Origin of the sequence: Klebsiella oxytoca NBRC 105695 (genome assembly GCF_001598695.1) — a bacterium.
Taxonomy (GTDB): domain Bacteria; phylum Pseudomonadota; class Gammaproteobacteria; order Enterobacterales; family Enterobacteriaceae; genus Klebsiella; species Klebsiella oxytoca.
The window spans coordinates 73784-100378 of the sequence record NZ_BCZK01000009.1 but is presented as its reverse complement, the minus strand read 5'-3'; the positions used below and the strand labels follow the sequence as shown (position 1 = coordinate 100378).

Sequence of the window (26595 nt, the reverse complement as noted above, 5' to 3'; positions counted from 1 at the left end):
TGCCTCCTTATACGCCCGACAGTCCGCCGAAACGCTGGAAATAGAGCGGCCCCGGCGCGGGAAGTTCCCCCACCGAGCTTTCGCCCTTCTCGCCGACGAAGGCCAGCGCGCCGGGCGCAACGCGTTGATAAATATTGATGCACAGCTGGCGCGCGGTTTGCCCGGCCCAGTGTGCAGGGAGCAGTTCTTCGGGCAGCAGCGGATCCTTAAGCACCACCCGGCGGTAGAAGTGAATCAGCAGTAGTTGAATGTGAAAGCAGCGTTCGGGCGTCAGTTCTGCGGGCTCGCAGTCGCGAAGCAGCGGCAGCAGAGGACGAAACAAATTGATAAACGTCTCATACATCGCGTTCTGTTCGGTGAGATGCCAGCACTCTTCAACGCGGGCGCGCAGCGCCGCCCGGGAGAGCGCCAGCGGGGAGTGGGCTTCGAAGCAGATGACATTTTCCGCCACGCCCGCGTCGTGCAGCAGAGATTGCACATCCGCCAGCTTTTGCGACGGTGAAGCCAGCAGGCTCGGCGCCAGCGCGCCAAATCCCTGCCATAGCAGCTGTTTTTTGACCTCCGCCAGCGTGCTCTTCTCAAGCCCTTCCGACAGTAGCAGTAGCCAGGTGCCGTCCCATTCCGGGGCGCTGGCGCGATAGATTTTATGTTCGGCGCGGCGAGTCAAGCGCAGGCCTTTGTCGCTGAGACGGTAGAAGCTTCGGCGGCCAATGCGCACCACGTCGAGCCACTCTTCTTTATTCAGGCGGAACAGCGCAGTACGCACGAATCGTTCGCCGAAGCCCAGCCCTTCCAGCAGCGCCGCTACGCTGCCGAGCCAGACCTCCCCACCGCGTTGGAGCAAGGCGTCGCCGTATAAAGAAGCAATAAGCGAGGTTCCACTGATGGGCATCGTTTCCGTGGCCTGTTGAATAAAGGTATCGAGTTTACTCATCTGATTCATTCTGTTGTTATTTTTGTCCTTTTTGAATCATAGCACAGGAAATCCCGGAGGCGGTGCTGGCGCACCTGTCCGGGCTACCGGCCCGCAGACGGCGATAAACACATAGCCCGGCTAAGCACAGCGCAAGCCGGGAAGAGGACGAGCTGATACATCAATCCCGGCACACTCCCCGGGTCGCGGCGTAAACGCCTTACCCGGGCTACCCCTGTCCGGGCCAGGGAGTTGTGTCGTCGTGTAGCCCGGACAGGCGCAATGCGCCGCCTCCGGGAGAAAACGTTATCCGTTAGCGGCAACCTTGCGCAGGTCGAACACGCGACAGGCCTTGCCCTCGGAACGCGGGATGCTACCGCAGTTGACGATGCTGATATCGGTCGAGATCCCCACCATCGACTTGATCCGATGACGCAACTGATGGCAAATCTGACAGCGCTGCTCGTGGTTCAGCGCCAGACCGCTCTCTTTTAGCTCCACGCGCACCGAAAGTGAATCAAGATGGCCCCGGCGATTAACTTCCAGCTGATAGTGCGGCGCCAGATGTTCGAACTTGAGGATCTCCTCTTCCAGCTGCGACGGGAAGACGTTTACGCCGCGAATAATCAGCATATCGTCGCTGCGTCCGCTAATGCGATCCATCCGACGCATGGTACGGGCGGTGCCCGGCAGCAGACGCGTCAGGTCGCGGGTGCGATAGCGGATCACCGGTAGCGCTTCTTTGGTCAGGGTGGTGAACAGCAGCTCGCCGTGTTCACCGTCCCTCAGCGGCGTACCGTTGTCCGGATTCACCACTTCAGGGTAGAAATGGTCTTCCCAGATCGTCGGACCGTCGGCGGTCTCCAGACACTCCATCGCCACCCCCGGCCCCATCACCTCCGACAGACCGTAGATATCCAGCGCCGAAATACCCAGTCGGCGCTCGATTTCCGCCCGCATCGCATGGGTCCACGGCTCCGCGCCGAACACGCCCACCCGCAGGGAGCAGCCGCTGGCGTCGCCGCCCATCTGGCGTTCCAGCTCTTCAATCAGGTTCAGACAATAGGACGGAGTGACCATGATCATATCCGGCTGAAAATCGCGGATTAGCTGAGCTTGTTTTTCGGTCTGCCCGCCGGACATGGGAATGACCGTCGCGCCTAAACGCTCCGCGCCGTAGTGAGCGCCGAGACCGCCGGTAAACAGCCCGTAACCATAGGCAACATGAATTTTGTCTTTCGCCGTCCCGCCCGCCGCGCGCAGGGAGCGTGCGACAATATTGGCCCAGTTATCAATATCGTTTTGCGTATAGCCCACCACCGTCGGCTTGCCGGTGGTGCCCGAAGACGCATGGATGCGCACCACCTGCTCCATCGGCACCGCAAAAGTATCAAACGGATAGTTGTCGCGCAGATCCTGTTTGGTGGTACAGGGAAACTTACTCAGATCGCTCAGTTCGTGAAAATCGTCAGGATGAACGCCCGCCGCATCAAATTTACGGCGATACATCGGCACGTTCTCATACGCATGCTTAAGGGTCCACTTCAGACGCTGGGTTTGCAGGGCCTGTAGCTCGTCGCGCGATGCGGTTTCAATCGGGTCTAATTGAGTTATCGTTGTCATTTTGTAGGGTACTCGCAGGTAGATTCGCTCACACTCGCTCAAGGATCATGGCAATGCCCTGACCCACGCCAATACACATCGTACACAGCGCATAGCGCCCGCTGCGGCGCTGCAGCTCCAGGCTGGCGCTTAATGCCAGCCGGGCGCCGCTCATTCCCAACGGATGGCCTAAGGCGATGGCGCCGCCGTTGGGATTAACATGGGGGGCATCGTCCGCCAGCCCCAGCTGTCTGAGCACGCCCAACGCCTGAGCGGCAAAGGCTTCATTCAGCTCAATCAAGTCCATGTCGTTAATGTTCAGCCCGGCGCGTTCCAGCGCTTTACGTACCGCCGGAACCGGCCCCAGCCCCATAAATTTCGGCTCGACGCCCGCCGTCGCCATGGCCACAATGCGCGCCCGGGGCGTCAGCCCCTGGACGATGGCCTGCTGCGAGCTTGCGATAATCAGCGCCGCGGCGCCGTCGTTGACGCCGGAGGCATTTCCCGCGGTCACTACGCCGCCCTGGCGGAACGGCGTTTTTAGCCGCGAAAGCTGTTCAATGGTGGTGTCCGCTCGCGGATGCTCGTCGTCACGCACGACGTTTACCGCCCCTTTCCGGCCGATAATGTCGACTGGCACGATCTCCTGCGCCAGAATACCGTCGCGCTGAGCCTGCGCCGTCCGCTGCTGGCTGCGGAAAGCGAAAGCGTCCTGATCGGCGCGGCTGATATTTAACAATTCAGCTACATTCTCCGCCGTTTCCGGCATGCTGTCAGTGCCAAATTGCCGCTGCATGAGCGGGTTCACAAAACGCCAGCCGATGGTGGTATCAAACAGCTCGGCCTGGCGCTGATACGGGGCGCTGGCCTTCCCCATCACGAACGGCGCCCGCGACATGGACTCAACGCCGCCGGCGATCATCAGATCCGCCTCTCCGGCTTTGATGGCGCGGGCCGCGAAGCCGATGGCGTCCAGACCGGAGCCGCACAGGCGGTTAATGGTGGTACCGGGTACGCTGTGGGGATAGCCCGCCAATAGCGTCGCCATATGGGCCACGTTACGGTTGTCTTCACCGGCCTGGTTGGCGCAGCCGAGAATCACATCATCAATCGATGCCGGGTCGAACTTAGGGTTACGGCTCAGTAGCTCGCGCAGCGGGATGGCGGCCAGGTCATCGGCGCGCACGCTGGCCAGCGCCCCGCCGTAGCGGCCAATCGGCGTGCGGATCCCGTCACAAATATAAGCGTCGCGCATCAGACTTCTCCTGTGATTGTGCCGCCGATGCGGTGCGATTTACCGCGAAACAAGGCAACAACTTTTTGCTGTTGATTGACAATTTCGATGTCATAGACCCCGGTCAGCTTGCCCTGATGCTTGACTCTCGCCGTCGCGGTCAGCAGCTCACCGACAAAGGCCGGGCGCAGAAAATCGATGCTCGCCGCCGACGCGACCGCCGCCAGCCCCTGGCTGTTGCAGGCGTAAGCGAAGGCGGTATCGGCGAGCGAAAACAGCTGCCCGCCGTGGCAGGTATGATGGCCATTGAGCATGTTCGCGGTAACCGCCATGGACATCTGCGCGTAGCCGTCATCCATCTCGATAATCTTGATCCCCAGCGCTTGCGCGCAGTTATCGTTCTCATACATCGCACGGGCGTTACGCCAGGCTTCATTGCTCATGATGTTTCTCCATCAGCGCCTTCTGACGCAGCAGGGAACAGGGCCGATAGCGCTCCTCGCCGTAGTGCTGTTGTAGGTTCTCCAACAGCCGCAGTACCCGGCCCCAGCCAAGTGATTCCCCCCACGCCAGCGGACCGCGCGGGTAGTTAACGCCCAGGCGCATGGCGGTATCGATATCCTCGGCGCCGGCAACGCCTTTTTGCAGCGCATCCAGCGCTTCGTTAACCAGCATCGCCACCGTGCGCCACACCAGCAGCCCGGGATAGTCGGCGATCTGCAGCACCTTTTTGCCCTGCTGCTGAAAATAGAAAATGGCTTTGTCGGTCGCCGCCTGTGAGGTCGTTTCCGCGCTGGCCAGCACCACCGTTTCGCCCGCGCTATGGTCGTAGACCACCACCGGACGGCCGTGCTGGATGCTTAATGCCAGGGCGGTTTCGCCGGTCGTTTCCAGCAGCAGCACCTCGTCCAGCTCGGTGACAACGTCACTTTTAATGCGCTTTGCTGCGCGTTCTGCTGATACGGCGGCCAGCGTCAGCTCAGGCTGCGCTTCGCCAGGCCAGCAGTAGACCCCCTGCCCGCTCTTTTTGCCCAGCCGTCCGGCCAGAACCAGCTCCTGCTGCAGCAGCGATGGCAGATAGCGGCGGTCCTGCCAGAAGGCGTTAAACACCGAACAGGTCACCGCAAAGTTAACGTCCTGGCCTATCAGGTCGGTCAACGCCAGCGGCCCCATGGGAAAACCGCCGCCGTCGCGCAGAGCGGCGTCAATCACCTCCGGCGCGGCAACCTGCTCCTCCAGCGCTCGCCACGCTTCGGCATAAAAAGGACGCGCCACGCGGTTGACGATAAAACCGGGCGTCGAACGGCAGCGAACCGGCTGTTTTCCCCAGGCGCAGACCCGCTGGCAGAGCTGTTCAACGACTTCCGCCGAGGTCGCCAGGCCGCTGACCACTTCGACCAGCTTCATCACCGGGGCCGGGTTAAAGAAGTGCAGCCCGGCAACCCGCTCCGGGTGCGCGACTCCAGCGGCGATGGCGGTGATCGATATCGACGACGTGTTGCTGACTAGCAGCGTTGACGGGGAGCAGATTTCAGCCAGCTGTTTGAACAGCGCTTTTTTCACGTCCAGGCGCTCGGAGGCAGCTTCAATAACCAGCTCCGCGCGGGCTAAAGCGCTCAGATCCTCAGCCGGAGACAGACGCGTCAGCAGCGCCTCAGCCTGGCCAGCCGCCAGCTTGCCGCGGCTGACGCGGGAGGCCAGACGTTGACCAATACCGTCGATGGCGCGAACCACCGCCTCAGGAACGATGTCGAAAATCAGTACCGGATGCCCGGCGGCGGCGGCCACCTCGGCAATGCCGGCGCCCATGGTGCCGCTGCCTATTACCGCAACGGTAGGTAACGTTTTGCTCATCGGCTATTTCCCGCTGAATTGAGGTGGACGCTTCGCGAGGAAGGCGCTGACGCCTTCGCGATAGTCGGCGCTGCGTCCGGCCAGGCGCTGATAATCGCGCTCAAGATCGAGCTGCTGATCCAGAGTCTGGGTTTCCGCAAGCTGAAGCGCCTTCTTAATCAGACCGAGGCCATAAGTTGGCTGGGCGGCCAGATGACGGGCCAGCGCCAGGCCGGTGTCTTTCAGCTCGGCATCGTCCACCACCTGCCAGATCATCCCCCACTGTGCGGCCTGCTCTGCGCTCAGGCTATCGCCCAGCAGCGCCAGCCCCATCGCCCTCGCCCGTCCCGCCACGCGCGGCAGAAACCAGCTGCCGCCGCAGTCCGGCACCAGACCAAGCTTGCTGAACGCCATCACGAATTTCGCCGAACGCGCCGCCAGCACGATATCGCAGCCCAGCGCCAGCGTAGCTCCCGCACCCGCCGCGACCCCGTTCACCGCACAAATTACCGGCTTCGGCAGCGCCGCCAGACGGCGCACCAGCGGGTTATAGAAACGCTCAACCGAGAGCCCGAGATCCGGCGCCGGCCCGCTGGGGTCGACGTTACGGTCATTTAAATCCTGCCCGGCGCAAAAACCGCGCCCCGCACCGGTCACCAGCAGGCAGCGTATGCTGTCGTCGCGTTCGGCCTGTTTCAGGCACGCCGCCAGCTGCTGGTGCATCAGGTCGTTAAAACTGTTCAGTCGGTCCGGGCGATTAAGGGTAATCGTCATCACGCCCTGTTCTGTTTCGCTGAGAATGAAAGCTTCCACGATTAGCGTCCTTTAAATTCCGCAGTACGTTTATGGAGAAAGGCGTCGATGCCTTCGCGACGGTCTTCAGTCGCGCTCAGCAAAGTAAATAACTGGCGTTCCTGCTGAATCCCGGCCTGCAGGCTGACCTCCTGCGACAACCGTAAGGCCTGTTTAGCCGCGCGCAGCGCTAGCGGCGAGTGGCGGGCCACAGTTGCTGCCAAAGCGAGTGCATATTCATCGGTGAGCGCTGGCGGATAAACCTCGCTTACCAGCCCCGCCCGCAGCGCCTGCCTGGCATCGATGCTTTCGCCGCTCAATATCATCCGGCTGGCCAGCGCTTTACCGACGCTGCGGATCAGGCGCTGGGTCCCGCCCGCGCCCGGCATAATACCGAGGGTGATTTCCGGCAGGCCAAAACGGGCGTTATCGCCGGCGACTATCAGGTCGCAGAGCAGCGCCAGTTCGCATCCGGCGCCGAGGGCATAGCCGTTTACCGAGGCGATCAGCGGTTTGTTGAAGGCGTCGATACGCGCCCACAGCCGCGGTCGAATATCATCGAGGGTGGCAGGCAGATCTTTTTCCGCCATTTCGTTCAGGTCAGCCCCTGCGGCAAAAAAGCGTTGATTACCGCTAATGACGCAAACGCCGACCGTCGGGTCCAGCGCCGCCGCGTCGAGCACGTCGGCAATTTGCGTCAGCAGCGCGTTATTCAGCGCGTTGCGCGCCTGCGGGCGATTAAGCGTCAGCTGGAGGACGCGCGCGTGGCGAGCAATTAACAGTTCGCTCATGCCATCCCCCGCGCGTCGAAATCGACGATCACATCGCCGCTGGTGGGCAGCGACTGGCAGCTCAGCACGTAACCTGCCGCCACTTCGTCGGCTTCGAGGCCGTAGTTAGCAGCCATCGCTACCTCGCCGCGCAGGACTTTGCATTTACAGGTAGCGCAGACTCCGCCTTTGCAGGCAAACGGCAGATCCGCCCCCTGGCGTAGCGCGGCGTCAAGGATGCTGTCATCCTCTGCGCTGAGGGCGATGGTTCTGTCGCGGCCGTCCTGACGGATTGTGACCGTGCGCCCCTCCGCCTGGACGCCGGTGGCCCGCTTGACGCTGCTGCCCGGGGTATTAAAGCGCTCCAGATGGATCGCTTTCTCCGGTATGCCCAGTTCGCGCAGGGCCATCTCCGCTTCATCCATCATCGCCGCCGGCCCGCAGATAAAGGCGCGCTCAAAGCGGCTGAAATCCAGCAGACGGGCGGCCAGCGCGCGTAGCTTGTCGCCATTGATGCGCCCCTGCAGCAGATCGCTGTCCATCGCCTCCTGGCTGAACAGATGCACCACCTGCAGGCGTTGCGGATAGCGGTCTTTCAGGTCGGCCAGCGCCTGGCGGAACATCATGCTGTGGCTGCTGCGGTTGCCGTAAATCAGGGTGAAACGGCTGTCGAGTTCGGTGGCGAGGGTGGCGTCGATAATCGCCATCATCGGCGTAATACCTGAGCCGGCGGCAATTGCCAGGTAGTCCGCGCTGCGCCCGGCCTGCGGCTGGTAGCCAAAGTGGCCCTGCGGCACCATCACCTCCAACGCCATCCCTTGTTGAATGTCGTTCTGGGCATAGCGTGAGAAGCGTCCGCCGTCGATAGCCTTGACCGCCACGCTGATTTCCCCCGGCGTGCGGCTGCGGCAAATGGAGTAGCAGCGACGCAGCTCTTCCCCGCCAAGGCGGGCTTTTAAAGTCAGATGCTGGCCCGGACGGAAGGCGTATGCGTTTCGCAGCGCGTCGGGAATGGCAAAGGTGATGGTGACCGCATCGCGGGTTTCCGGCTCCACTTTCGCCACGGTAAGCGAATGAAATGTCGTCATCGCAACCTCAAATACATTTAAAGTAATCAAAGGGTTCCCGGCAGCTGTCGCAGCGATACAGCGCTTTGCAGGCCGTGGAACCGAATTCGCTAATCAGCGAGGTATGGCGGCTGGCGCAGCGCGGGCAGACCACCTCCTCCGGCATATGGGCATGGCAGGCATGACCCTGCGGCGGACTGATGCCGTACTGGCGCAGACGTTCACGCGCCTCCGGCCCCATCCAGTCAGTAGTCCACGGCGGGTCCAGCTGCAGCACGATATGCACCGGCGCGTAGCCGTTTTCCGTCATTGCCGCGCGGATTTCTCCCAACAGATGTTCGGTCGCCGGGCAGCCCGAGTAGGTTGGCGTAAAGCCAATCACCCAGCCATCGCCGCGGCGATCCACGCTGCGCACCATGCCGAGGTCGGTAATCGTCAACACCGGAACTTCCGGGTCGGGAATGGCGCTTAATACCTCCCAGACGGCGTGGATCTCCGGGGGAGCGATATCAACCAGACGTTGCATAACCACCTCCTGCTACCACTGCTGGCCGGGATACGCGCGCTGTAAATACTGCATCTCCGCCAGCAGCGGCCCGAGATGCTCGCTGTGCAGCCCCTGTTTACCGCCGCTGCGGAAGGCCGCTTCTTGCGGGATCTGTAAACCGGAGTCGATCAGCGCCGTATGTACCGCACTCTGCCATTCGCCCTGCAGTTCGCGTGGGTCGACGGCGATGCCCTGCGCGCTCAGCTCAATCTCCAGCTCATCGGCCTGGAACAGCTCGCCGGTAAAGCGCCACAGATTATCGACTGCGCTTTGCATTCTCTGCGCCGAAAGCGCCGTGCCGTTGCCCAGGCGCTCCAGCCAGCCACGGCTAAAGCGCTGGTGGTAGCGCACTTCTTTTAACGCTTTGGCGGCGATGGCGGCGAGCTGCGTATCGCGACTGCCGACCAGGCGGCTGAACAGCGCTACGTGCCAGACATCGATAAAAAACTGGCGAGCAAGGGTGTCGGCAAAGTTGCCGTTGGGCTGCTCCGCCAGCAGCAAATTGCGAAACTGACGCTCGTCGCGGCCAAAGGCCAGGGTGTCTTCATCGCCGCTGCCAGTCAGTTCAGCGGCATAGCTGAGGAAATTGCGCGCCTGCCCCAGCAGGTCGAGACCGATATTGGCCAGCGCCAGATCGATCTCCAGCTCCGGCGCATGGCCGCACCACTCGCCCAGACGCTGGGCCAGCACCAGGCCGTTATCGCCGAGGCGCAGAGCATACGCTGCAACGGGGTTATCGTTTTTCATCGTCGCCTCACATATGTTCCATGCCGTCGGGCACGGTGTAGAAGGTGGGATGGCGATAGACTTTGCTCTCCGCCGGATCGAAAAATTCACCGCGCTCTTCAGGCTGCGAGGCAACGATTTCGCTGGCCTTCACCACCCAAATCGAACAGCCTTCGCTGCGGCGGGTATAGGCATCGCGGGCGTTTTCCAACGCCATCTGGTCATCGGCGGCGTGCAGACTGCCGACGTGGCGGTGCGACAGTCCCTGTTTGCTGCGAACGAACACTTCATATAAAGGCCAATAGTTATTGCTCATCTTTCTTCTCCTTATGCGGCGTCGCGAGCCTGCTGTTTTTGCGCATGCGCCAGCGCGGCTTCCCGCACCCATGCGCCCTCTTCCCACGCCTTGCGTTTAGCGGCCAGACGTTCGTGGTTGCAGATCCCGCGTCCGGCAATGACCTCGTTAAATTCCTGCCAGTCGATGGCGCCAAAGCGGTAGTGGCCGGTGGCTTCATCCCGCTGTAAATCCGGGTCGGGTACGGTCATGCCGAGGATTTCCACCTGCGGAATGGTGTTATCGACAAAGCGCTGGCGCAGCTCATCGTTGGAGTGACGCTTGATTTTCCACGCCATGCTGCGGGCGCTGTTTGGCGAGTTATCATCGTTCGGACCGAACATCATCAGCGCCGGCCACCAGAAACGGTTGATGGCGTCCTGCAGCATCTGCCGCTGCGCGTCGCTACCCTGCGCCAGCGCCATGCAGGCTTCGAATCCCTGGCGCTGATGAAAGCTCTCCTCTTTGCAGATCTTGACCATCGCCCGGGCATAGGGTCCGTAGGAGGTACGGCACAGCGCCACCTGATTGACGATGGCCGCGCCGTCCACCAGCCAGCCGATTACGCCGATGTCCGCCCAGCTCAGGGTCGGGTAGTTGAAGATGGAGGAGTACTTCATCTTGCCGTCGAGCATCTTCTGATACAGATCTTCGCGGGCGCAGCCGAGGGTTTCCGCGGCGCTGTAGAGATACAGACCGTGCCCGGCTTCATCCTGCACTTTCGCCAGCAGAATCGCTTTGCGGCGCAGGGTTGGCGCGCGAGTTATCCAGTTGCCCTCCGGCAGCATGCCGACGATTTCCGAATGCGCGTGCTGACCAATCTGGCGGATCAGCGTTTTGCGGTAGGCTTCCGGCATCCAGTCCTGCGGTTCGATGGCCGTCTCCTGCGCGATGCGCTGGTCAAAGCGTTGTTCTTCTGTCACGTCATCACCTTTTATGATTCCAATAAATTCGACTATAAATAATTTTCGAATCACTTTGTTTTATAAAAGTTATATTCAGGTTAAATAAAACCACAAATTTTGTTTGTTCTTTTTGTGATAGCTACCGCAAAAGCTTTTGTAAACCACATAACTAACAATAGATTAAGTGCTAAACGCAGATCGCCACCGATCACAATGTTAATAAATTATTAAATACAGGCTTGCTTTTTATGATTCACCAAAGAACTATTTATAGATATTTCACGTAACACATCTGGAGATGAAACATGCAGCAGTTAGCCAGCTACTTGTCCGGCACGTGGCATACCGGCCGGGGCCACGCGCGCACTATCCATCACGCCATCAGCGGCGAAGCGCTATGGGAAGTCACCAGCGAGGGTCTGGATATGGCGCAGGCGCGACGCTTCGCGATTGAGCGCGGCGGCAAAGCGCTGGAGGCGATGACCTTTATTGAGCGCAGCGCAATGCTGAAGGCGGTCGCCAGATATTTGCTGGAGCAGAAGGCGGCGTTGTATACAATCTCTGCCGAAACCGGCGCTACCCGTGCCGACAGCTGGGTGGATATCGAAGGGGGCATTGGCACCCTTTTCACCTACGCCAGTCTTGGCAGCCGCGAGCTGCCGGACGATACCCTGTGGCCGGAAGATGAGCTGATTCCGCTATCAAAACAGGGAGGCTTCGCCGCCCGCCACGTGCTGACCTCGAAGTCCGGCGTGGCAGTGCATATCAACGCTTTTAACTTTCCCTGCTGGGGCATGCTGGAAAAGCTGGCGCCCACCTGGCTTGCCGGGATGCCCGCCATCATCAAACCGGCTACCGCTACCGCGCAGCTAACTCAGGCGATGGTTAAAATGATTGTCGATAGCGGACTGGTGCCGGTGGGCGCAATCAGCCTGATCTGCGGCGGCGCGGGCGATCTGCTCGACCATCTCGATAGCCAGGATGTTGTCACCTTTACCGGCTCGGCGCATACCGGACAGCAGCTGCGGGTGCATCCCAACCTGGTCGCGAAGTCCATTCCCTTCACCATGGAAGCGGATTCGCTAAACTGTTGCGTACTCGGTGACGACGTCACGCCGGAGCAGCCGGAGTTCGCGCTGTTCATTCGCGAAGTGGTACGAGAAATGACGGCGAAGGCCGGGCAAAAGTGCACCGCCATCCGCCGTATTATCGTGCCGCAGGCACAGGTGAAAGCGGTGAGCGACGCGCTGGTTGCGCGCCTGCAAAAAGTGGCGTTCGGTGACCCGGCGCAGGAAGGCGTGAAGATGGGCGCGTTGGTGAACCACGAACAGCGTCAGGACGTACAGGATAATGTAAACCGTCTGATCGAAGCCGGATGTGAAGTGTTGCTGGGTGGTCGCGCGGATCTCAACGCCGCGGGCGCATTCTTCCCGCCGACGCTGCTGTTCTGCCCGCAGCCGGATGAGACCCCGGCGGTACACGCCATTGAAGCGTTCGGCCCCGTGGCTACTCTGATGCCCTATCAGAGCGTCGAGCATGCGATGGCCCTGGCGCGGGCCGGTGAAGGTAGCCTGGCAGGCACGCTGGTCACCGCCAGCGGAAAACTGGCGCGCGCGTTTATTCTCGGCGCCGCCCGCGCCCACGGGCGTATTCAGATACTGAACGAAGAGTCTTCCGCAGAGTCCACCGGCCACGGCTCCCCGCTGCCGCAGCTGGTACACGGCGGTCCGGGGCGCGCCGGCGGCGGTGAAGAGCTGGGCGGCCTGCGGGCGGTGAAGCACTATATGCAGCGCACCGCGATTCAGGGTAGCCCGACGATGCTCGCCGCCATCGGCCAGCAGTGGGTGCGCGGCGCGCAGGTGGTGGAAGACCGCATTCACCCGTTCCGCAAATATTTCGAGGAGATCCAGCCGGGCGACAGCCTGTTGACTCCGCGCCGCACGCTGACCGAGGCGGATATCGTCAACTTCGCCTGCCTGAGCGGCGATCACTTTTACGCCCATATGGATAAGATTGCCGCGGCGGAGTCGATTTTCGGCGAACGCGTGGTGCACGGCTACTTCCTGATTTCCGCCGCTGCCGGGCTGTTTGTTGACGCCGGGGTCGGCCCGGTGATCGCCAACTACGGGATGGAGAATCTGCGCTTCATCGAGCCGGTGAAGCCGGGCGATACCATCCAGGTACGCCTGACCTGCAAGCGTAAAACGGTGAAACGTCAGCGCAACGCTGAAGAGAAAGCGACCGGCGTCGTTGAGTGGGCGGTAGAGATTTTTAATCAGCACCAGCAGGCGGTCGCCCTCTACTCCATTCTGACCCTGGTGGCCCGCCAGCAGGGGGATTTTGCCGGGTAAATATTAGAAATTCTCCCATCTTTATCGCCATCTTCATGCCTCTGCGGAGGCATTTTTTATAACTGGCAAAACTGACAAACAACCTGGCAAAAGCAGGCAAACGCCCCGGCGCTGACCGCTGTTAGCTTAACGATAGACAAGCCGACATTCGCAGCGGCACTGCACAACACAACAATAAGGTGAGGTCACAATGGCGATTCTTTCCCCCCGCAAGACGGCTCTGGCGCTGGCTGTCGCCCTGTTTTGCGCCTGGCAAGGCCCGGCGTTCGCCCACGGCGGCGAAGCGCATATGGTCCCGATGGATAAAACCCTGCAGGATTTCGGCGCAGACGTTCAGTGGGATGACTACGCGCAGATGTATACCCTGATCAAAGACGGCGCTTACGTGAAGGTTAAACCGGGGGCGAAAACGGCCATCGTCAATGGCAAAACCCTCGATTTGCAGGTGCCGGTGGTGATCAAAGAGGGTAAAGCGTGGGTTTCTGACGCCTTCATCAACGATGTCTTCCAGTCCGGTCTCGATCAGACCTTTCAGGTGGAAAAAAGCCCGCATCCGCTGAATTCGCTGTCAGCGGCGGAAATCAGCGCAGCGGTCACTATCGTTAAAGCCGCTGCGGATTTCAAACCTAACACTCGCTTTAGCGAAGTCTCCCTGCGCGAGCCCGATAAAGCCGCCGTCTGGGCCTTTGCTCTTCAGGGCACACCGGTCGATGTCCCTCGCGCTGCCGACGTGATTATGCTCGATGGCAAGCACGTCATTGAAGCCGTAGTCGATCTCCGGAATAAGAAGGTCCTCTCATGGACGCCGATTAAAGAGGCCCACGGCATGGTACTGCTGGACGATTTCGCCAGCGTGCAGAACATCATCAATGCCAGCAGCGAATTTGCCGAAGTGTTGAAAAAACGCGGCATCGATGACCCAAGCAAGGTGGTCACCACGCCGTTAACCGTCGGCTATTTCGACGGCAAAGATGGCCTCAAACAGGATGCGCGGCTGCTGAAAGTGGTGAGCTATCTTGACGTTGGCGACGGTAACTACTGGGCGCATCCGATTGAAAATCTGGTCGCGGTAGTCGACCTCGAACAGAAGAAGATTATTAAAATTGAAGAAGGTCCGACGATCCCGGTACCGATGGCAGCCCGCCCCTATGACGGGCGCGACCGCGTGGCACCGAAGGTTAAACCCCTCGATATCATCGAGCCGGAAGGCAAAAACTACACCATTACCGGCGATGTGATCCACTGGCAAAACTGGGATTTCCACCTGCGCATGAACTCCCGCGTTGGGCCGATTCTCTCCACCGTGACATATAACGATAACGGCAAGAAACGTCAGGTGATGTATGAAGGGTCGCTCGGTGGAATGATCGTGCCCTACGGCGACCCGGACGTGGGCTGGTACTTTAAGGCCTATCTCGATTCCGGCGACTACGGCATGGGCACCCTGACCTCACCTATCGTCCGCGGTAAAGACGCGCCGTCCAACGCGGTCCTGCTGGATGAAACCATCGCCGACTATACCGGCACACCCACTACCATTCCGCGCGCGATCGCTATTTTCGAACGCTACGCCGGGCCGGAGTATAAACATCAGGAGATGGGCAAACCGAACGTCAGTACCGAGCGCCGCGAACTGGTGGTGCGCTGGATCAGTACCGTCGGCAACTACGACTATATCTTTGACTGGGTATTCCACGAAAACGGCACAATCGGCATTGACGCCGGAGCCACCGGCATCGAAGCGGTTAAAGGCGTGAAAGCGAAGACCATGCATGACCCGAGCGCCAAAGAGGACACCCGCTACGGCACGCTGATTGACCATAATATTGTCGGCACCACCCACCAGCATATTTATAACTTCCGCCTCGATCTTGACGTTGACGGAGAGAACAACACGCTGGTGGCCATGGACCCGGAAGTGAAGCCGAATACCGCCGGCGGCCCGCGCAGCAGCACCATGCAGATCAATCAGTACACGATTGATAGCGAGCAGAAAGCGGCGCAGAAATTTGACCCGGGCACCATCCGTCTGCTAAGCAATACCACCAGGGAAAACCGGATGGGTAATCCGGTGTCGTATCAGATTATCCCTTACGCGGGCGGCACGCATCCGGTCGCTACCGGGGCAAAATTTGCCCCTGATGAGTGGATTTACCATCGCCTGAGCTTTATGGATAAACAGCTGTGGGTCACCCGCTATCATCCGACCGAACGCTTCCCGGAAGGTAAGTACCCTAACCGTTCAATTCATGACACCGGCCTCGGCCAGTACGCGAAAGATGATGAATCCCTGGACAACCACGATGATGTCGTGTGGATCACCACCGGTACCACCCACGTTGCCCGCGCTGAGGAGTGGCCGATTATGCCGACCGAGTGGGCGCATGCGCTGCTGAAACCGTGGAACTTCTTTGACGAGACGCCGACGCTTGGCGAGAAGAAGGAGTAAGGTGGCTTAGACGCTAAACGGCGATAAAACCAGGGTCTGGGGCTATCGCCGTTCTCAGCTTATTCAGAAGAATGCCCTGCCGCTCCGCTCTCCTGAGCTCATTAAGGGACGGCACCATAATCAGCCCGGCAGCTTTAATGCGGGAGTGAATTAGCCCGGGCGGCTAAGGGCCGGGGCGAACGGTAGCAGCCGTAAACGATATTGAGCGAGTTCGCCGCAAACGCCGCATTTCATCGCCAGGCTTTATCAATGCTCAAACCGTTAAATGGGTTAAGTGAAGTCCCTAAGGTTCATTTACGAACTTATCGGCTTCAGGAGAATAGCGCTGATAAACGCATGCCAGCTTATGCCCGTCAGGATCGCGCAGATAAGCAACATAAAAGTCGGGTCCGTATGCGGGACGTGTACCTGGCTCGCCTTCACTCTCCCCTCCCGCAAGGAGACCTGCTGCATGGAATCGTCTGACAATGTCAGCATTATCTGCATGAAATGCGAACATTGTCCCGTTTCCCGCCGTTGCGGGATGGCGGTCAAAAGGAGGACAGATGCAGAAGTTGAATACCTCATCCGGATTATTTTCATCTCCCCACATTGCCCAGCTTTCTGTCCAGGCAGGCAATCGCGAGTAGCCAAGAACCTTAAAAATAGCGTCATAAAAGTCCACGGCGCGCTGAAAGTTATTTGTACCTATAGTGATATAAGCCAGCATCTTATTGCATCCTCTTTGCCCTTTTCCCGAACATATAGTACAGCACATTAAGAATACATTTTACCCGCACAACCATAACGCGGGAGTTCATGGATGCTGGTGGGCGGCCTGGTGCCAGAAGCCGAAGTTTATACTCTGAAAGCTAAACGCTGTGGAGAGACATTAAGAGAGTAAGAAGGTCGATTCTATTAATGAAAAAAGCCTGCATTCAATAAGTTAAGTGATTGTGATTCAAAAGATCATAAGAGGCGCATCAAGTCGTCACAACTTCACGCGCCTCTTAAGGGAATGACACTATTCGGACTCACCAAAACCAGCAGCAAAGGCAGATTTTAATTCATCCATAAAGGCCAGTTCATCCTGTCCATCACAAATGAGGTCAATCATCGTATTTCCTTTTACACCGGCACCCAGAATGCTCATCATTCCTTTAATGGGGATTTCTTTGTCATTATTAACCAGTATCAATGAAGACTGGTACTTTTTGACGATCCGGGCCAGGCTTGCGGCGGGTCGGGCATGTAATCCGGTACTGTTCATGACGCGTACTTTTTGTCTAATCATGTCCGATCCTTAACACGCTTTGCGAAATGCAGGATGAAGTTTATTCATCATCTGAATTTTAGAATACACATCATCTTCAACCGCCTGTTTTGCATTTGCCATTACGCGAGCAAGATTAGCCTCGTTATTATTGTTCACCCAGGCTTTTCCGACTGTAGTAATAAAGGCTTTGCGCAAATCACTCGCAATATTAACCTTTGCCACTTTATAATTAACAAAGCTGCGAAGAATCTCTTCATCAATACCAGAGCCACCGTGGATAACCAGGGGGACCGGGCAAACGGAAGCAATGCGTTGCAGTAGCGGGATATCGATGCGTGGGATATCGTCCAGTCCGTGGACATTGCCGATTGACACTGCCAGCATGTCACACCCTGTTTCTTCAACGAAGCGCTGGACTTTCTCGGGTTCGGTTTTGCAGTCAGCCTCGCTAACGTGATCGTCTTCTTTACCCAAAATAGCGCCAAGTTCCGCTTCAACGGGTACGCCAAATGATTTACAGAAATCAACCGCCTCTCTTGTAAAAGCAATATTTTCTTCAAACGGTAAAGCCGCGCCATCAATCATTACTGAGGTAAACCCGGCTCTTACCGCCTGCTTAACATCTGCCAGGGTTTTACCATGGTCCAGATGCAGGCTCACCGGGACATCCATTTTGTCAGCATACCGTTTTACAATTTCGTAAATGTAATCGTAACCAGAAAGCTGCGCATTAGTTGGCGCAATCTGAATAAAATTAGGTAACCCCGAGCGTTCTATTGCATTAAGAATAGAAATTGTCGTCTCCAGGTTTGTTGTATTAAATGCACCAGCCAGCACCTGCTTTTCCTGAATGCAATTGAGCAGGATCCTACCATTAACTAAAGGCATATTAACTCCAGATATCTATATTGAAAGTGTAAAGAAATTATCGAACTACTGAGCTATTATCCTCCTCACCAATAAATACTCCTTCCTGCATTAATTTAAATCGGTAAAAGGCTAGCCATTGCTGCTGATATTTTTGCAACTTCTCCGACCGTATTACGTCAGGAATATAACGCCCGGCCACAGGAACAGAGGGAGGGGCAATCTCCGGGCAGGCTATCAATAATGCCCCAACGGATACGGCTTCATCAAAAGCAATGGCCTCAATGGGGCATTGAAGGATGTCAGCCTTCAACTGGAGCCAGTACGGGTTTCTCACCGCAGGGCCTATTACTTTTACACTCCTGCCAGCCTGGATGTTAAAGCACTCATAACAGAGAGAAAACTCCATCGTCAGACCGATAAAGACACTCTCAAGCAGAGTCGCTGGCGAAAGTGAATCCGTCAGACCAAAAATCAGACCGCGCGTGTGCCGATTTTTATTTGGCGAACCAGACCCCCGCAAATGAGGAATGAACACGGGAATGTCTTCGGCAGACCAGGAAGGCTGGACATAGCGCTCGCGTGCTTTTTCCAGGCCTGTTTGAATTTCCTCATCCGTCAAACGAAACGTTTTTCTCACCCATTCAAGCGCATAACCGCCAACAGGAAGTGATGCAAAAAGCGTGAAAAATTCAGCATCGGAATAACAGCCGTTTGCCAGCTTATCCCTCCGTGACTGGTCACTGAGTGTTGGCTGAGTATCCAGCAGCAAAATACCCTCTGTCGTCCCGGTAGAATTCAACACCTCACCGGGTTGCATCTGTAATGCCCGGGCTCCGACCATATGATCGTGTCCCGCAATCGTGATTTTGACTTCATGAAAGAATCCAAGCTCTTGTCTGAGCGTGGCGGTCATCCAACCCGCGACTTCACCCGGCTTTATCAATGGTGCCAGCGCATCAAATGGTATACCGAGGATCCCGGCAGCTTTACGAGACCAGGTCTGTCGGCTGACATCCAGGCACAACGTTCTGCTGGCCATTGAGACTTCCGTCTTTTTCTCACCCGTCATTCTCCACAGCAGTACTTCAGGTGCATGTAACCAGCAAATATCTCTTCGTTCATGTAATGAGTAGTTATCAAGCAACCATTTCATTTTGAAGGCTGAATAATTGCTGTGAGGCGGAAGTCCTGTAATAGCGTACAGCTCTTCAGCCTCTGATTTGCTTAACGAAGACAGATAAGATTCACCACGACGATCGTACCAGGCCAGCATCGGGGTAAGAATGTCACCGTGCTCATCAACGAAAACACCAGACTCACCGAAACTCGCAATACTGATATCTTTCACCGGTAAAGGTGCAGAAGCTACCAGTTCAGCCATTACCTGCCGCAGGGCCTGCCACAGCGCTTCGATATCGAAATCTACCCCGCCTTTCTCCGACGCCCTGGTAGGTGTAGGAAATTTGCGGACATCCAAAACTGACGCGTCATGACAGGAATAACAGCTGACTTTGCAGTTAGTTGTGCCAATATCGATGACAAGCGCGGCGCGGTAATCAGGCATAGACAGTTCCTTTTGTCAGACGAAAGATAGCGTAAATAATCAGAGCAATTACCGGGACCAGCCCAATAGCAATCATATTTCCGTTAAATATCTCAAGCAGCCAGTAACGGAAAGGGTTGCCACCATCCAGGAAGCTTGATACCTGACCACTTGACCCTTCGGCCATTTTGAAATTAACGTCTTTAGCCATACCGGTAATAAATGGCGCAATTTTAGTCGCAATCCACAGGTCGGCGATGATCACCGGAATCGCGGTAATCACTGCCCGGAAAATATTACCTCGACAAGCCAGGACAATCATTGAAGCCATGACAGCCAGATTTGCCAGATCGCCAAGCGGCAAGACTTTATTGCCGGGAAGGAGAAATGCAATAAAGACAGAGATGGGGGTCAGGATCAGGGCCGTGGAGATAATAGCTGGATTACCGACTGCTACTGCGATATCCAGACCGATAAAGAGATCATCGCGACCGGGGTATTTTGCATTCAGATATTTCTTGATAGCCTCTGACAGCGGTAATAAACCTTCCATCAAGATACGGACCATGCGCGGGAGAATAAACATAACGCCACCAATGCTGATACCCAGCAGCAGGATATGTTTAAAATCGTAACCGGCAATAATACCCAGCAAGATACCCAGAATTGTCCCCACCATCATCGGTTCACCAAAGATTCCGAGCCTTTTCTGCACACTTTCCGGATCGATATGAATACGGTTAAGACCAGGGATTTTGTCGATAATTTTGTCAAACAATAGCCCAATCGGGAAGAAGACGACAGATGACAGAGTGGGAAGCGAAATGCCTTCCAGACCAAAGTACTTAGCGACTAATGGCGCTGACCAGTCCGCAACTTTGAGCACGACTATCGCAGCAATAGCAGCGGCAGAGAGCCCTAACACAAAACTCCCCGTGCTGTAGTAAACCAGCGTTCCGGCAAGAGCAAAGTGCCAGTAGTTCCACATGTCAACATCGACAGTGCGTGTCTTGTTCAGAGCCAACATGGCGACGTTAATGAGCATAGTCAGCGGGATAACAAAGGGAGCGATCGGCGAACCCCATGTAATCGCAGCCAGCGGTGGCCAGCCTAAATCGACCACTGGAAGACTGATACCGGTACGCTCAACCATTGCCTGCGCAGCCGGACCCACATTGCTGGTGAGAATGTCAAAGATGGCATAAATCCCGACAAAACCAATCCCGACAATTAACGATGAACGAAGTGCTTTTGCTGGTTTTACCTTAAAGAACAATGCCAGGAAGAACAGCACCAGCGGTAATAAAACCGTAGGGCCAAACCCCAGGACATATTGCACAACGGTATAGAGGGTGTGTGCTATATCATTCATATCCGACCTCTTGATTCAGATGTAACCAGACCTCGCGTTAGCGCCTGGATAATTTATCTTGTTTTATATTTATGAAATCAGGCCTGGCCTTTAAGAATTGAAATTATTTTTTCCAGTACTTTATCCTCACCTATTCCGGTAATAATTGGCAGACCACTAACAACCGGGATATCCAGTTCATAAGGCACTTTTGTTGTTGATACCACTAAAGCTGCACCATCAGTATTATTTGGGAGTGAGGCGACATTAGTTTGTGAGTAATTAACATCAAGCCCATTCTCTTTACAATATTCCATTACCTTTTCTGCCACGGCTGTGGAAGTAGCAACACCCGTTGCACAAACAAACAGTATCATTTGACTCATAACTCACCTCTTTCAGATAATCGTATGTAAATTGATTGATAAATTTCATCATCATTCATGACCAGCAACTGCTGCATAAAATCCCCATCCTGGATGACATCCATAATCCAGCCCAGGATATTGAGCTGCTTGTTGCTTTCACCTAATGCAAGCATGAATACTACCCTGACTGGAACAGGTTCTGGCTCTCCGCCCATATCTTCGAAATTGACGCATTCTGCTAATATCCCAATACTGATCGCATTCTGACGAACATGTTGGTGATCGGTATGGGGAATAGCGACACCCACAGGTTCAACAGCCAGACCTGTTGGAAAACTTTTTTCCCGCTCAATAACGTGATCGGCAAAATCAGACACGACCATACCATCGTTAATGAGTGGACTGGCGAGAGTCCTGATAATGTCCTGTTGGCTGACCTCCTTTGGAAGGTGTCGCACGTAATGACGACGAAAATTAATATCCTGCATAATTCCCTCTTTACTAGTTAGCATCCCGGCGCTGCAATATGGTGCCAAGATAATATTTATTGCCTTTTAGCCAGACGTTTCCAAACTCAACGGGCAATCCTCTGGAGAAAAACACTAACTGTTCTAAATGTAAAACAGGCGCATCTTCACCAATATCCAGAAAATGTCCTCGTTCATTACCAATGAGTCTGGCAGCGTAACGACTTTCAGAGAAACTTATTTTCTTTTGAGATAATCGCTCAATCGTTGGAAATAAATTTTCCCTGGTAAAATCCACATCCACAATACCGGGACAAAGCTCAATGTTGATACGATTTTCAATCAACATCACTTTTTCATCACCAATAGAGCGAAGGCGTTCAAGAAACAGAATATCCTGCCCCGGGTGAATTCCGAGCTTTTCAGCCACGAAACGATTGGCTGGTTCCAGCCGGGAAGTAATAACGCTGGTGGTGAAGTTTATTTTCTGGCTTGCCAGGGCTTCCGCAAAAGAGAGCAAACCTTCACCCAGCGGATAAGCAACATTTTCCTTTTTCACAAAGGTGCCTTTACCCTGAACTTGCACAAGGACACCTTCTCTTACCAGTTGGTCCACCGCTTTCTTAACGGTACCGCGACTCACCTCAAGCATATCCATGATTTGAAACTCTGAAGGTATGCGGTCATCCTCAACAAGTTCCCCGCTATAGATACTTTCTCTTATCCACTCCACAACCTGCTGATAAAGCGGAATTTGTGAACTTTTTATTAATGTTTTCATGGTGCGCACCTGAACATTTAGAGTTGTCCATGGACAATCATGTACAACTTCGAGTTTATGATAGGGATTTTTTAGATGGGAGGTATGGCAGAGAGTCACAATTTTGGAGCTCTAATCAGGATCATTTTTATGTGATGAACATCACATAAAGTCCATTATCTGGCCATTGAAGTCGATAATGCGTTAGCGATCGCTGGGTAAATTTAAGTCCAGGGTGGTGAAAGCTGCTGCGGACCAGGAGTGGAGGTTAACGATGTTCAATGCATCAATTCTGAGACTGAACATCCTGGTCAGCTACACTTATTGCTGTTTATCATCCAGAGCAGAAACATTCTACTCTATTAAAGGGATAGGTTTGGTCTTTAGCATTTTCATCAATAACACACATGGCCCTTTAATGATGCAAGTGATACTTGTTCGACACGCGGAAACCGAGTGGAATGTGAGAGAGATTCTACAAGGACAGAGCGATAGCGCATTGACCTCCCGGGGGAAACGCCAGACATCAGCCTTACTTGCGGCGTTTGCAGCGTGTGATTACCGGGTAGAATGTGTCTACGCTTCTCCGCTTGGTCGTGCCTGGCAAATGGGACAGAGCCTGGCTGAAAGCTTTTGTTGCTCACTGATAGCTGAGCCTGCCCTGAAAGAACAAGCATTGGGTCAATTTGAAGGCATGGCAACAGCGCAGCTCCTGAAGCACAGCCCGGATGCTGCAGAAGCGTTATTCAAACTTGATGCCGAGTATTGTCCGCCCGGAGGCGAGTCTCTCTCATATGCCTCTCAGCGTATGATGCATTTTTTATACGCTCTGGAAAAAAATCGCCATCATCAAACGATATGCATTGTGTCGCACGGACATGTCATTCAGGGCGTTCTTTCGATTCTCCAAAGTGGAACTGTCGATGATTTCCCGCGGTATGCGCAACCCAACGCGAGTTACTCGGTTTTCGACCTGATTGATGGACGATGTGCCGCCCTTAGATGGGGAATTGCAACGCATTTACGGCTACGGGATTAGTTGTTACCTTTCAATCATCCACAGCTATCCTACCAGCGCCATCATGGTTTAAGCACAAGGTCAGCTGAGTGCCAAGAGCGGACGTTGCTCCAGTACGGAGCAGGGCCAGATATCTTCAGACCTTCAAATCAGAACAGTATCGTATTTCACATAGTTTAATTAAATACCTAAGCGATATCGCTGTTCATCCGATAGTGGATTTTTTATAGCCTCTTGATACGCGGCCTTACATTTGAGCCAAAATTCATGATGGGATGTACGTAACTCAGCTCCAACAAGTGCATCAAATCTAACCCAAAAAAGATACCTCACAGCACCCAAACTTAACAAGGTCTGGAAACATGTTGGATTGTGTGTTTTTGAGTCAAACAGGACAATAAGTCCTCCATGTCTAGCAAAACCATGTTCTCCGCATGTATCTCGATAAGTCAGGTAGATTGGATCTACATCAATGTGTAGAAAGATAATGTTCCTACTCGTTTTTCCTATAGCAAATTCGCAAGCCTCTAATGGGCGAGGGCCGCCTGCTTCTGCAATTTGGCAGCATAAAATTTTGGAAAAGTATCTAAACACATTGAGGTAGGCTTCTGAGTCCAAATTATACTGTGGCATATTAAACACCTCAGAAGGGTCCCTACCTTCTGATAACAGCGATGAAACTAAAGTGTGAAATCGATCAAATTCCTGATCTGCAGGCTGTGTACGAGAGCCATTGCATAAAGAGCACATTCGTGCCGAAAAATGGAAAGCCTTAGACTTAGGACCTTGTGCTGTACGAAGAATGCCGCCATCATCAAAATCTCCAATGACCATTGCATTACTTCCAAAAATTTTTCTCAACGCCGAAGCTTTTATTTTGTGCTCTCCGGTGAGAGAACCACTAGACCCGCATAAGCAACAGCCTTCTGTCTGATATGATTTGAAGAATATTTCCATTAAGACCACCAAATGTGTATGACATTCCTTAGAGGTAGAGGCTTAGTCAGCAACACGATAAGTATCCCAGAAAGTCGCGCTATTGACATTTGAATCCCCTTTTAATCTATGAGTTAACGTCCGCTCCTCGCTAATAGCGGACATTCTGCCCTCTTTTCCAGCAGATCTACCTCAGCAGGCGACGCCGCTCAGGCAACGTCAACCATCATCTGGCTGAAAATACCGTCTCTCAGGCAAGTAAGATTGCCCCCTTCCCCATCCATCCTGTTGACTTATTCTGTAAAAAGATTACTTTTCAGGACATGAAGAAAATACTCATTATTGTCCCGGATGGCGGCATGCTGTTTGAGTCCGCCGGTATTGCCGACATTCTGATGCAGGCTAACCGCCTGCATCCGGAAGGCGCCAGTGAGATCTGTTACCAGGTACGGCTGGCGACGACTCAACCGCATCAGGTGATCCATGGTCAGTCCGGTTTAAATTTGCTGGCCGATCATCGCCTGCATGAGATAGACCCTCGCGAGCCCCTCGATACGATCATCATTACCGGTAGAGGTCAAAACCCGCAGGAAGGGATTGCGGTGGTTGACTGGCTGCGCCTTGCCGCTCCCCATGCCCGCCGCATTGCCTCCATTTGCGGCGGTGCGATGCTGCTGGCGCAAACCGGGCTGCTGGACGGCAGACGGGCCACTACCCACTGGAAGCTGTTGGAAACCATGCAGGCGGAATTCCCGCTGGTCCGCGTCGAGGGCGGTCCGCTCTATATTCAGGACGAACATATCTGGACCTCTGGCGGGGTCAGTTCCGGCTTTGATCTTACGCTGGCGCTGGTTGAAGAAGATTACGGCTTCAGCCTGGCGCGCGATATCGCCCAGGACTTCGTCATGTATCTGCGTCGCCCCGGAGGCCAGCTGCAGTTTAGCCGCTACAACCTTCGGCAGACTACCACCCTAGGCCCGATTAACGATCTGCTGGCATGGTTGCTCGAAAATCTCACCGCCGACCTCAGCGTGGATAAGCTGGCGGAAAAAGTCGCCATGAGTCCGCGAAATTTCACCCGCGTGTTTACCCGGGAAACCGGCGCTTCGCCGGCGCGTTACGTCGCGGAAGCTCGTCTGGCCGCTGCCCGGCAGCGTCTGGAGCAGACCAGCGACACGCTGGAGCGTATCGCCGAACAAACGGGATTTGGCAGTAGCATTAACCTGCGACGGCTGTTTGAAAAACAGCTTCATCTCACGCCCGGCGAATATCGCCAGCGGTTTCACAGCCGCAGAATGGCGTAAAGTGATCCTTTTTTGTCATTTACGCCATCAAACGCCCGGCCTACATTGACTCCAGAGCCAATCAATAAGGAGTGGATTATGGTTAAGGTCGGTATTAACGGTTTTGGTCGTATCGGACGCAACGTACTGCGTGCTGCACTGGGCAATCCGGATATTGAGATTGTGGCAATTAACGATCTGACAGACAGTAAGACGCTGGCGCATCTACTGAAATACGACTCGCTGCTCGGTAAACTCGACGCCGACGTCACCGCCAGCGAGGGGCAACTTGTGGTTGATGGTAAACCCATTACCGTGTTCAGCGAACGCGATCCGGCAAATATCCCGTGGCGTCAGCGTGAAGTCGATATCGTGATTGAAGCCACAGGCTTCTTCACCGAGCGCGACAAGGCGGCGGTGCATATCCACAGCGGTGGCGCGAAGCGCGTGATTATCTCCGCCCCCGGTAAAAACGATGATTTAACTATCGTGATGGGCGTTAACGATGGCCTCTACTCCCCGGATAAGCACTACGTGGTCAGTAACGGTAGCTGCACCACCAACGGTCTGGCGCCTGCCGCCCAGGTTCTGCACCAACATTTTGGGATCAAGCATGGCCTGATGAACACGACCCACGCTTATACCAACAGCCAGGCGCTGCACGACCAGCCGGAAAAAGATCTGCGTGGCGCCCGCGCCGCTGCGCTGTCGATCGTACCGTACTCCAGCGGTGCCGCGAAGGCGCTGGGCAAAGTTATTCCTGCGCTGGAGGGCCGGCTGACGGGATATTCGCTGCGCGTCCCCGTTCCGGTGGTATCCATTGTCGACCTGACCGTCACGCTTGAGCGAGATGTGACAAGCGAAGAGGTGAATAATGCCTTTCGCGAAGCCGCCGCGACGGGGCCACTGAAAGGTATCCTCGGCTATAGCGATGAACCGCTGGTCTCCAGCGACTACCGGGGCGACCCGCGCTCATCGATTATCGACGGTCTGTCAACGCTGGTGATTGGCGGCAATATGGTCAAAATTCTGGCGTGGTACGACAACGAATGGGGATTCTCTAATCGCCTCGTCGACCTGGCGCTGATGATGGCAAGTCGTGAACGCTAATTCACTGCGGGTGTGATTGATAGTGAACATCATGGAGAGATTCAGGTGACGCGCAGCAGGCTCCGCTGAACGCCTGATAAAAAGCATAAATGCCCTCAAAGGGCATTTATG

The 26595-nt window shown here is 55.4% G+C and carries 26 protein-coding genes; 5 read left to right on the top strand and 21 right to left on the bottom strand.

What is annotated here, in order from left to right; all coding sequences use genetic code 11:
- Positions 1–7 precede the first annotated feature (7 nt).
- The 12 genes from paaX to paaA all read right to left on the bottom strand — a co-directional run bounded on the left by paaX (position 8) and on the right by paaA (position 10741).
- The gene (paaX, locus tag KO1_RS16610; RefSeq protein WP_024274100.1) at positions 8–934 is read right to left on the bottom strand and encodes a phenylacetic acid degradation operon negative regulatory protein PaaX; all 927 of its coding nucleotides are present in this window, start codon (positions 932–934) and stop codon (positions 8–10) included.
- Between the two features lie 285 nt (positions 935–1219).
- The gene (paaK, locus tag KO1_RS16605) at positions 1220–2536 is read right to left on the bottom strand and encodes a phenylacetate--CoA ligase PaaK (protein WP_023320873.1); all 1317 of its coding nucleotides are present in this window, start codon (positions 2534–2536) and stop codon (positions 1220–1222) included.
- A gap of 28 nt (positions 2537–2564) precedes the next feature.
- Positions 2565–3770 carry a 3-oxoadipyl-CoA thiolase gene (gene pcaF, locus KO1_RS16600; RefSeq protein WP_004101691.1) on the bottom strand — a complete coding sequence of 402 codons (1206 nt, stop codon included), beginning with the start codon at positions 3768–3770 and terminating at the stop codon, positions 2565–2567.
- A complete protein-coding gene (gene paaI / locus KO1_RS16595) occupies positions 3770–4192 on the bottom strand; it encodes a hydroxyphenylacetyl-CoA thioesterase PaaI (RefSeq protein WP_004101689.1) in 423 nt (140 codons plus the stop codon). The genes pcaF and paaI overlap by 1 nt, the downstream gene beginning before the upstream one ends.
- A complete protein-coding gene (locus KO1_RS16590; RefSeq protein ID WP_047719883.1) occupies positions 4182–5603 on the bottom strand; it encodes a 3-hydroxyacyl-CoA dehydrogenase in 1422 nt (473 codons plus the stop codon). Before KO1_RS16590 ends, paaI begins: the two co-directional genes overlap by 11 nt.
- A 3-nt stretch (positions 5604–5606) precedes the next feature.
- On the bottom strand, positions 5607–6395 hold the full coding sequence (gene paaG, locus KO1_RS16585) for a 2-(1,2-epoxy-1,2-dihydrophenyl)acetyl-CoA isomerase PaaG (protein WP_004101686.1): 789 nt from the start codon (positions 6393–6395) through the stop codon (positions 5607–5609).
- 2 nt (positions 6396–6397) lie between these two features.
- Entirely contained in the window at positions 6398–7165 is a 768-nt protein-coding gene (gene paaF, locus KO1_RS16580) for a 2,3-dehydroadipyl-CoA hydratase PaaF (protein ID WP_023320870.1), read from the bottom strand.
- Positions 7162–8232, bottom strand: coding sequence for a 1,2-phenylacetyl-CoA epoxidase subunit PaaE (paaE, locus tag KO1_RS16575; RefSeq protein ID WP_024274095.1), 1071 nt, complete (start codon positions 8230–8232; stop codon positions 7162–7164). The genes paaF and paaE overlap by 4 nt, the downstream gene beginning before the upstream one ends.
- A gap of 7 nt (positions 8233–8239) precedes the next feature.
- Positions 8240–8737, bottom strand: a complete 498-nt coding sequence (gene paaD, locus KO1_RS16570) for a 1,2-phenylacetyl-CoA epoxidase subunit PaaD (RefSeq protein ID WP_004101681.1) — start codon at positions 8735–8737, stop codon at positions 8240–8242.
- Between the two features lie 12 nt (positions 8738–8749).
- Entirely contained in the window at positions 8750–9505 is a 756-nt protein-coding gene (gene paaC, locus KO1_RS16565; RefSeq protein WP_024274094.1) for a 1,2-phenylacetyl-CoA epoxidase subunit PaaC, read from the bottom strand.
- Positions 9506–9512: 7 nt separating this feature from the next.
- Positions 9513–9800, bottom strand: coding sequence for a 1,2-phenylacetyl-CoA epoxidase subunit PaaB (paaB, locus tag KO1_RS16560; protein WP_004101679.1), 288 nt, complete (start codon positions 9798–9800; stop codon positions 9513–9515).
- Positions 9801–9811: 11 nt separating this feature from the next.
- Positions 9812–10741: a 1,2-phenylacetyl-CoA epoxidase subunit PaaA gene (gene paaA / locus KO1_RS16555; protein WP_004101678.1), complete on the bottom strand. Its 930-nt coding sequence runs from the start codon at positions 10739–10741 to the stop codon at positions 9812–9814.
- A 287-nt stretch (positions 10742–11028) separates the two neighbouring features.
- On the opposite strand from paaA, the gene paaZ reads away from it, so the two are divergent.
- Together paaZ and tynA are read left to right on the top strand one after the other, a co-directional pair.
- Positions 11029–13074 carry a phenylacetic acid degradation bifunctional protein PaaZ gene (paaZ, locus tag KO1_RS16550; RefSeq protein WP_024274093.1) on the top strand — a complete coding sequence of 682 codons (2046 nt, stop codon included), beginning with the start codon at positions 11029–11031 and terminating at the stop codon, positions 13072–13074.
- Positions 13075–13264: 190 nt separating this feature from the next.
- Positions 13265–15523, top strand: a complete 2259-nt coding sequence (tynA, locus tag KO1_RS16545; RefSeq protein WP_023320868.1) for a primary-amine oxidase — start codon at positions 13265–13267, stop codon at positions 15521–15523.
- A gap of 283 nt (positions 15524–15806) precedes the next feature.
- On the opposite strand, the gene KO1_RS16540 is transcribed toward tynA, so the two are convergent.
- From KO1_RS16540 to KO1_RS16505, 8 genes are all read right to left on the bottom strand, one after another.
- Positions 15807–16232 (bottom strand): VOC family protein, encoded by a 426-nt coding sequence (locus KO1_RS16540; RefSeq protein WP_004112669.1) that lies wholly within the window; start codon positions 16230–16232, stop codon positions 15807–15809.
- A 294-nt stretch (positions 16233–16526) separates the two neighbouring features.
- The gene (locus KO1_RS16535; RefSeq protein ID WP_004101670.1) at positions 16527–16796 is read right to left on the bottom strand and encodes an HPr family phosphocarrier protein; all 270 of its coding nucleotides are present in this window, start codon (positions 16794–16796) and stop codon (positions 16527–16529) included.
- Positions 16797–16805: 9 nt separating this feature from the next.
- On the bottom strand, positions 16806–17666 hold the full coding sequence (locus KO1_RS16530; RefSeq protein WP_024274092.1) for a class II aldolase: 861 nt from the start codon (positions 17664–17666) through the stop codon (positions 16806–16808).
- Positions 17667–17703: 37 nt separating this feature from the next.
- Positions 17704–19212 (bottom strand): FGGY-family carbohydrate kinase, encoded by a 1509-nt coding sequence (locus KO1_RS16525; protein WP_024274091.1) that lies wholly within the window; start codon positions 19210–19212, stop codon positions 17704–17706.
- On the bottom strand, positions 19205–20563 hold the full coding sequence (locus tag KO1_RS16520; protein WP_004101663.1) for a PTS galactitol transporter subunit IIC: 1359 nt from the start codon (positions 20561–20563) through the stop codon (positions 19205–19207). The genes KO1_RS16525 and KO1_RS16520 overlap by 8 nt, the downstream gene beginning before the upstream one ends.
- Positions 20564–20640: 77 nt before the next feature.
- Complete coding sequence (locus tag KO1_RS16515) at positions 20641–20928, bottom strand: PTS sugar transporter subunit IIB (protein ID WP_004101661.1); 288 nt, start codon at positions 20926–20928, stop codon at positions 20641–20643.
- Positions 20925–21398, bottom strand: a complete 474-nt coding sequence (locus KO1_RS16510; protein WP_004101659.1) for a PTS sugar transporter subunit IIA — start codon at positions 21396–21398, stop codon at positions 20925–20927. Before KO1_RS16510 ends, KO1_RS16515 begins: the two co-directional genes overlap by 4 nt.
- Before the next feature lie 13 nt (positions 21399–21411).
- Complete coding sequence (locus tag KO1_RS16505) at positions 21412–22158, bottom strand: GntR family transcriptional regulator (protein WP_004101657.1); 747 nt, start codon at positions 22156–22158, stop codon at positions 21412–21414.
- Positions 22159–22555: 397 nt separating this feature from the next.
- On the opposite strand from KO1_RS16505, the gene KO1_RS16500 reads away from it, so the two are divergent.
- The gene (locus KO1_RS16500; RefSeq protein ID WP_032692314.1) at positions 22556–23176 is read left to right on the top strand and encodes a histidine phosphatase family protein; all 621 of its coding nucleotides are present in this window, start codon (positions 22556–22558) and stop codon (positions 23174–23176) included.
- Positions 23177–23335: 159 nt separating this feature from the next.
- Here the strand turns inward: KO1_RS16500 and KO1_RS28240 are convergent, their stop codons facing one another.
- A complete protein-coding gene (locus KO1_RS28240) occupies positions 23336–24112 on the bottom strand; it encodes a hypothetical protein (RefSeq protein WP_071787143.1) in 777 nt (258 codons plus the stop codon).
- 302 nt (positions 24113–24414) lie between these two features.
- Here KO1_RS28240 and KO1_RS16495 point away from each other — a divergent pair, with 302 nt between their 5' ends.
- Together KO1_RS16495 and gap are read left to right on the top strand one after the other, a co-directional pair.
- The gene (locus tag KO1_RS16495) at positions 24415–25395 is read left to right on the top strand and encodes a GlxA family transcriptional regulator (protein ID WP_024274089.1); all 981 of its coding nucleotides are present in this window, start codon (positions 24415–24417) and stop codon (positions 25393–25395) included.
- 78 nt (positions 25396–25473) lie between these two features.
- A complete protein-coding gene (gap, locus tag KO1_RS16490; RefSeq protein WP_004112651.1) occupies positions 25474–26484 on the top strand; it encodes a type I glyceraldehyde-3-phosphate dehydrogenase in 1011 nt (336 codons plus the stop codon).
- Positions 26485–26595: the final 111 nt, after the last annotated feature.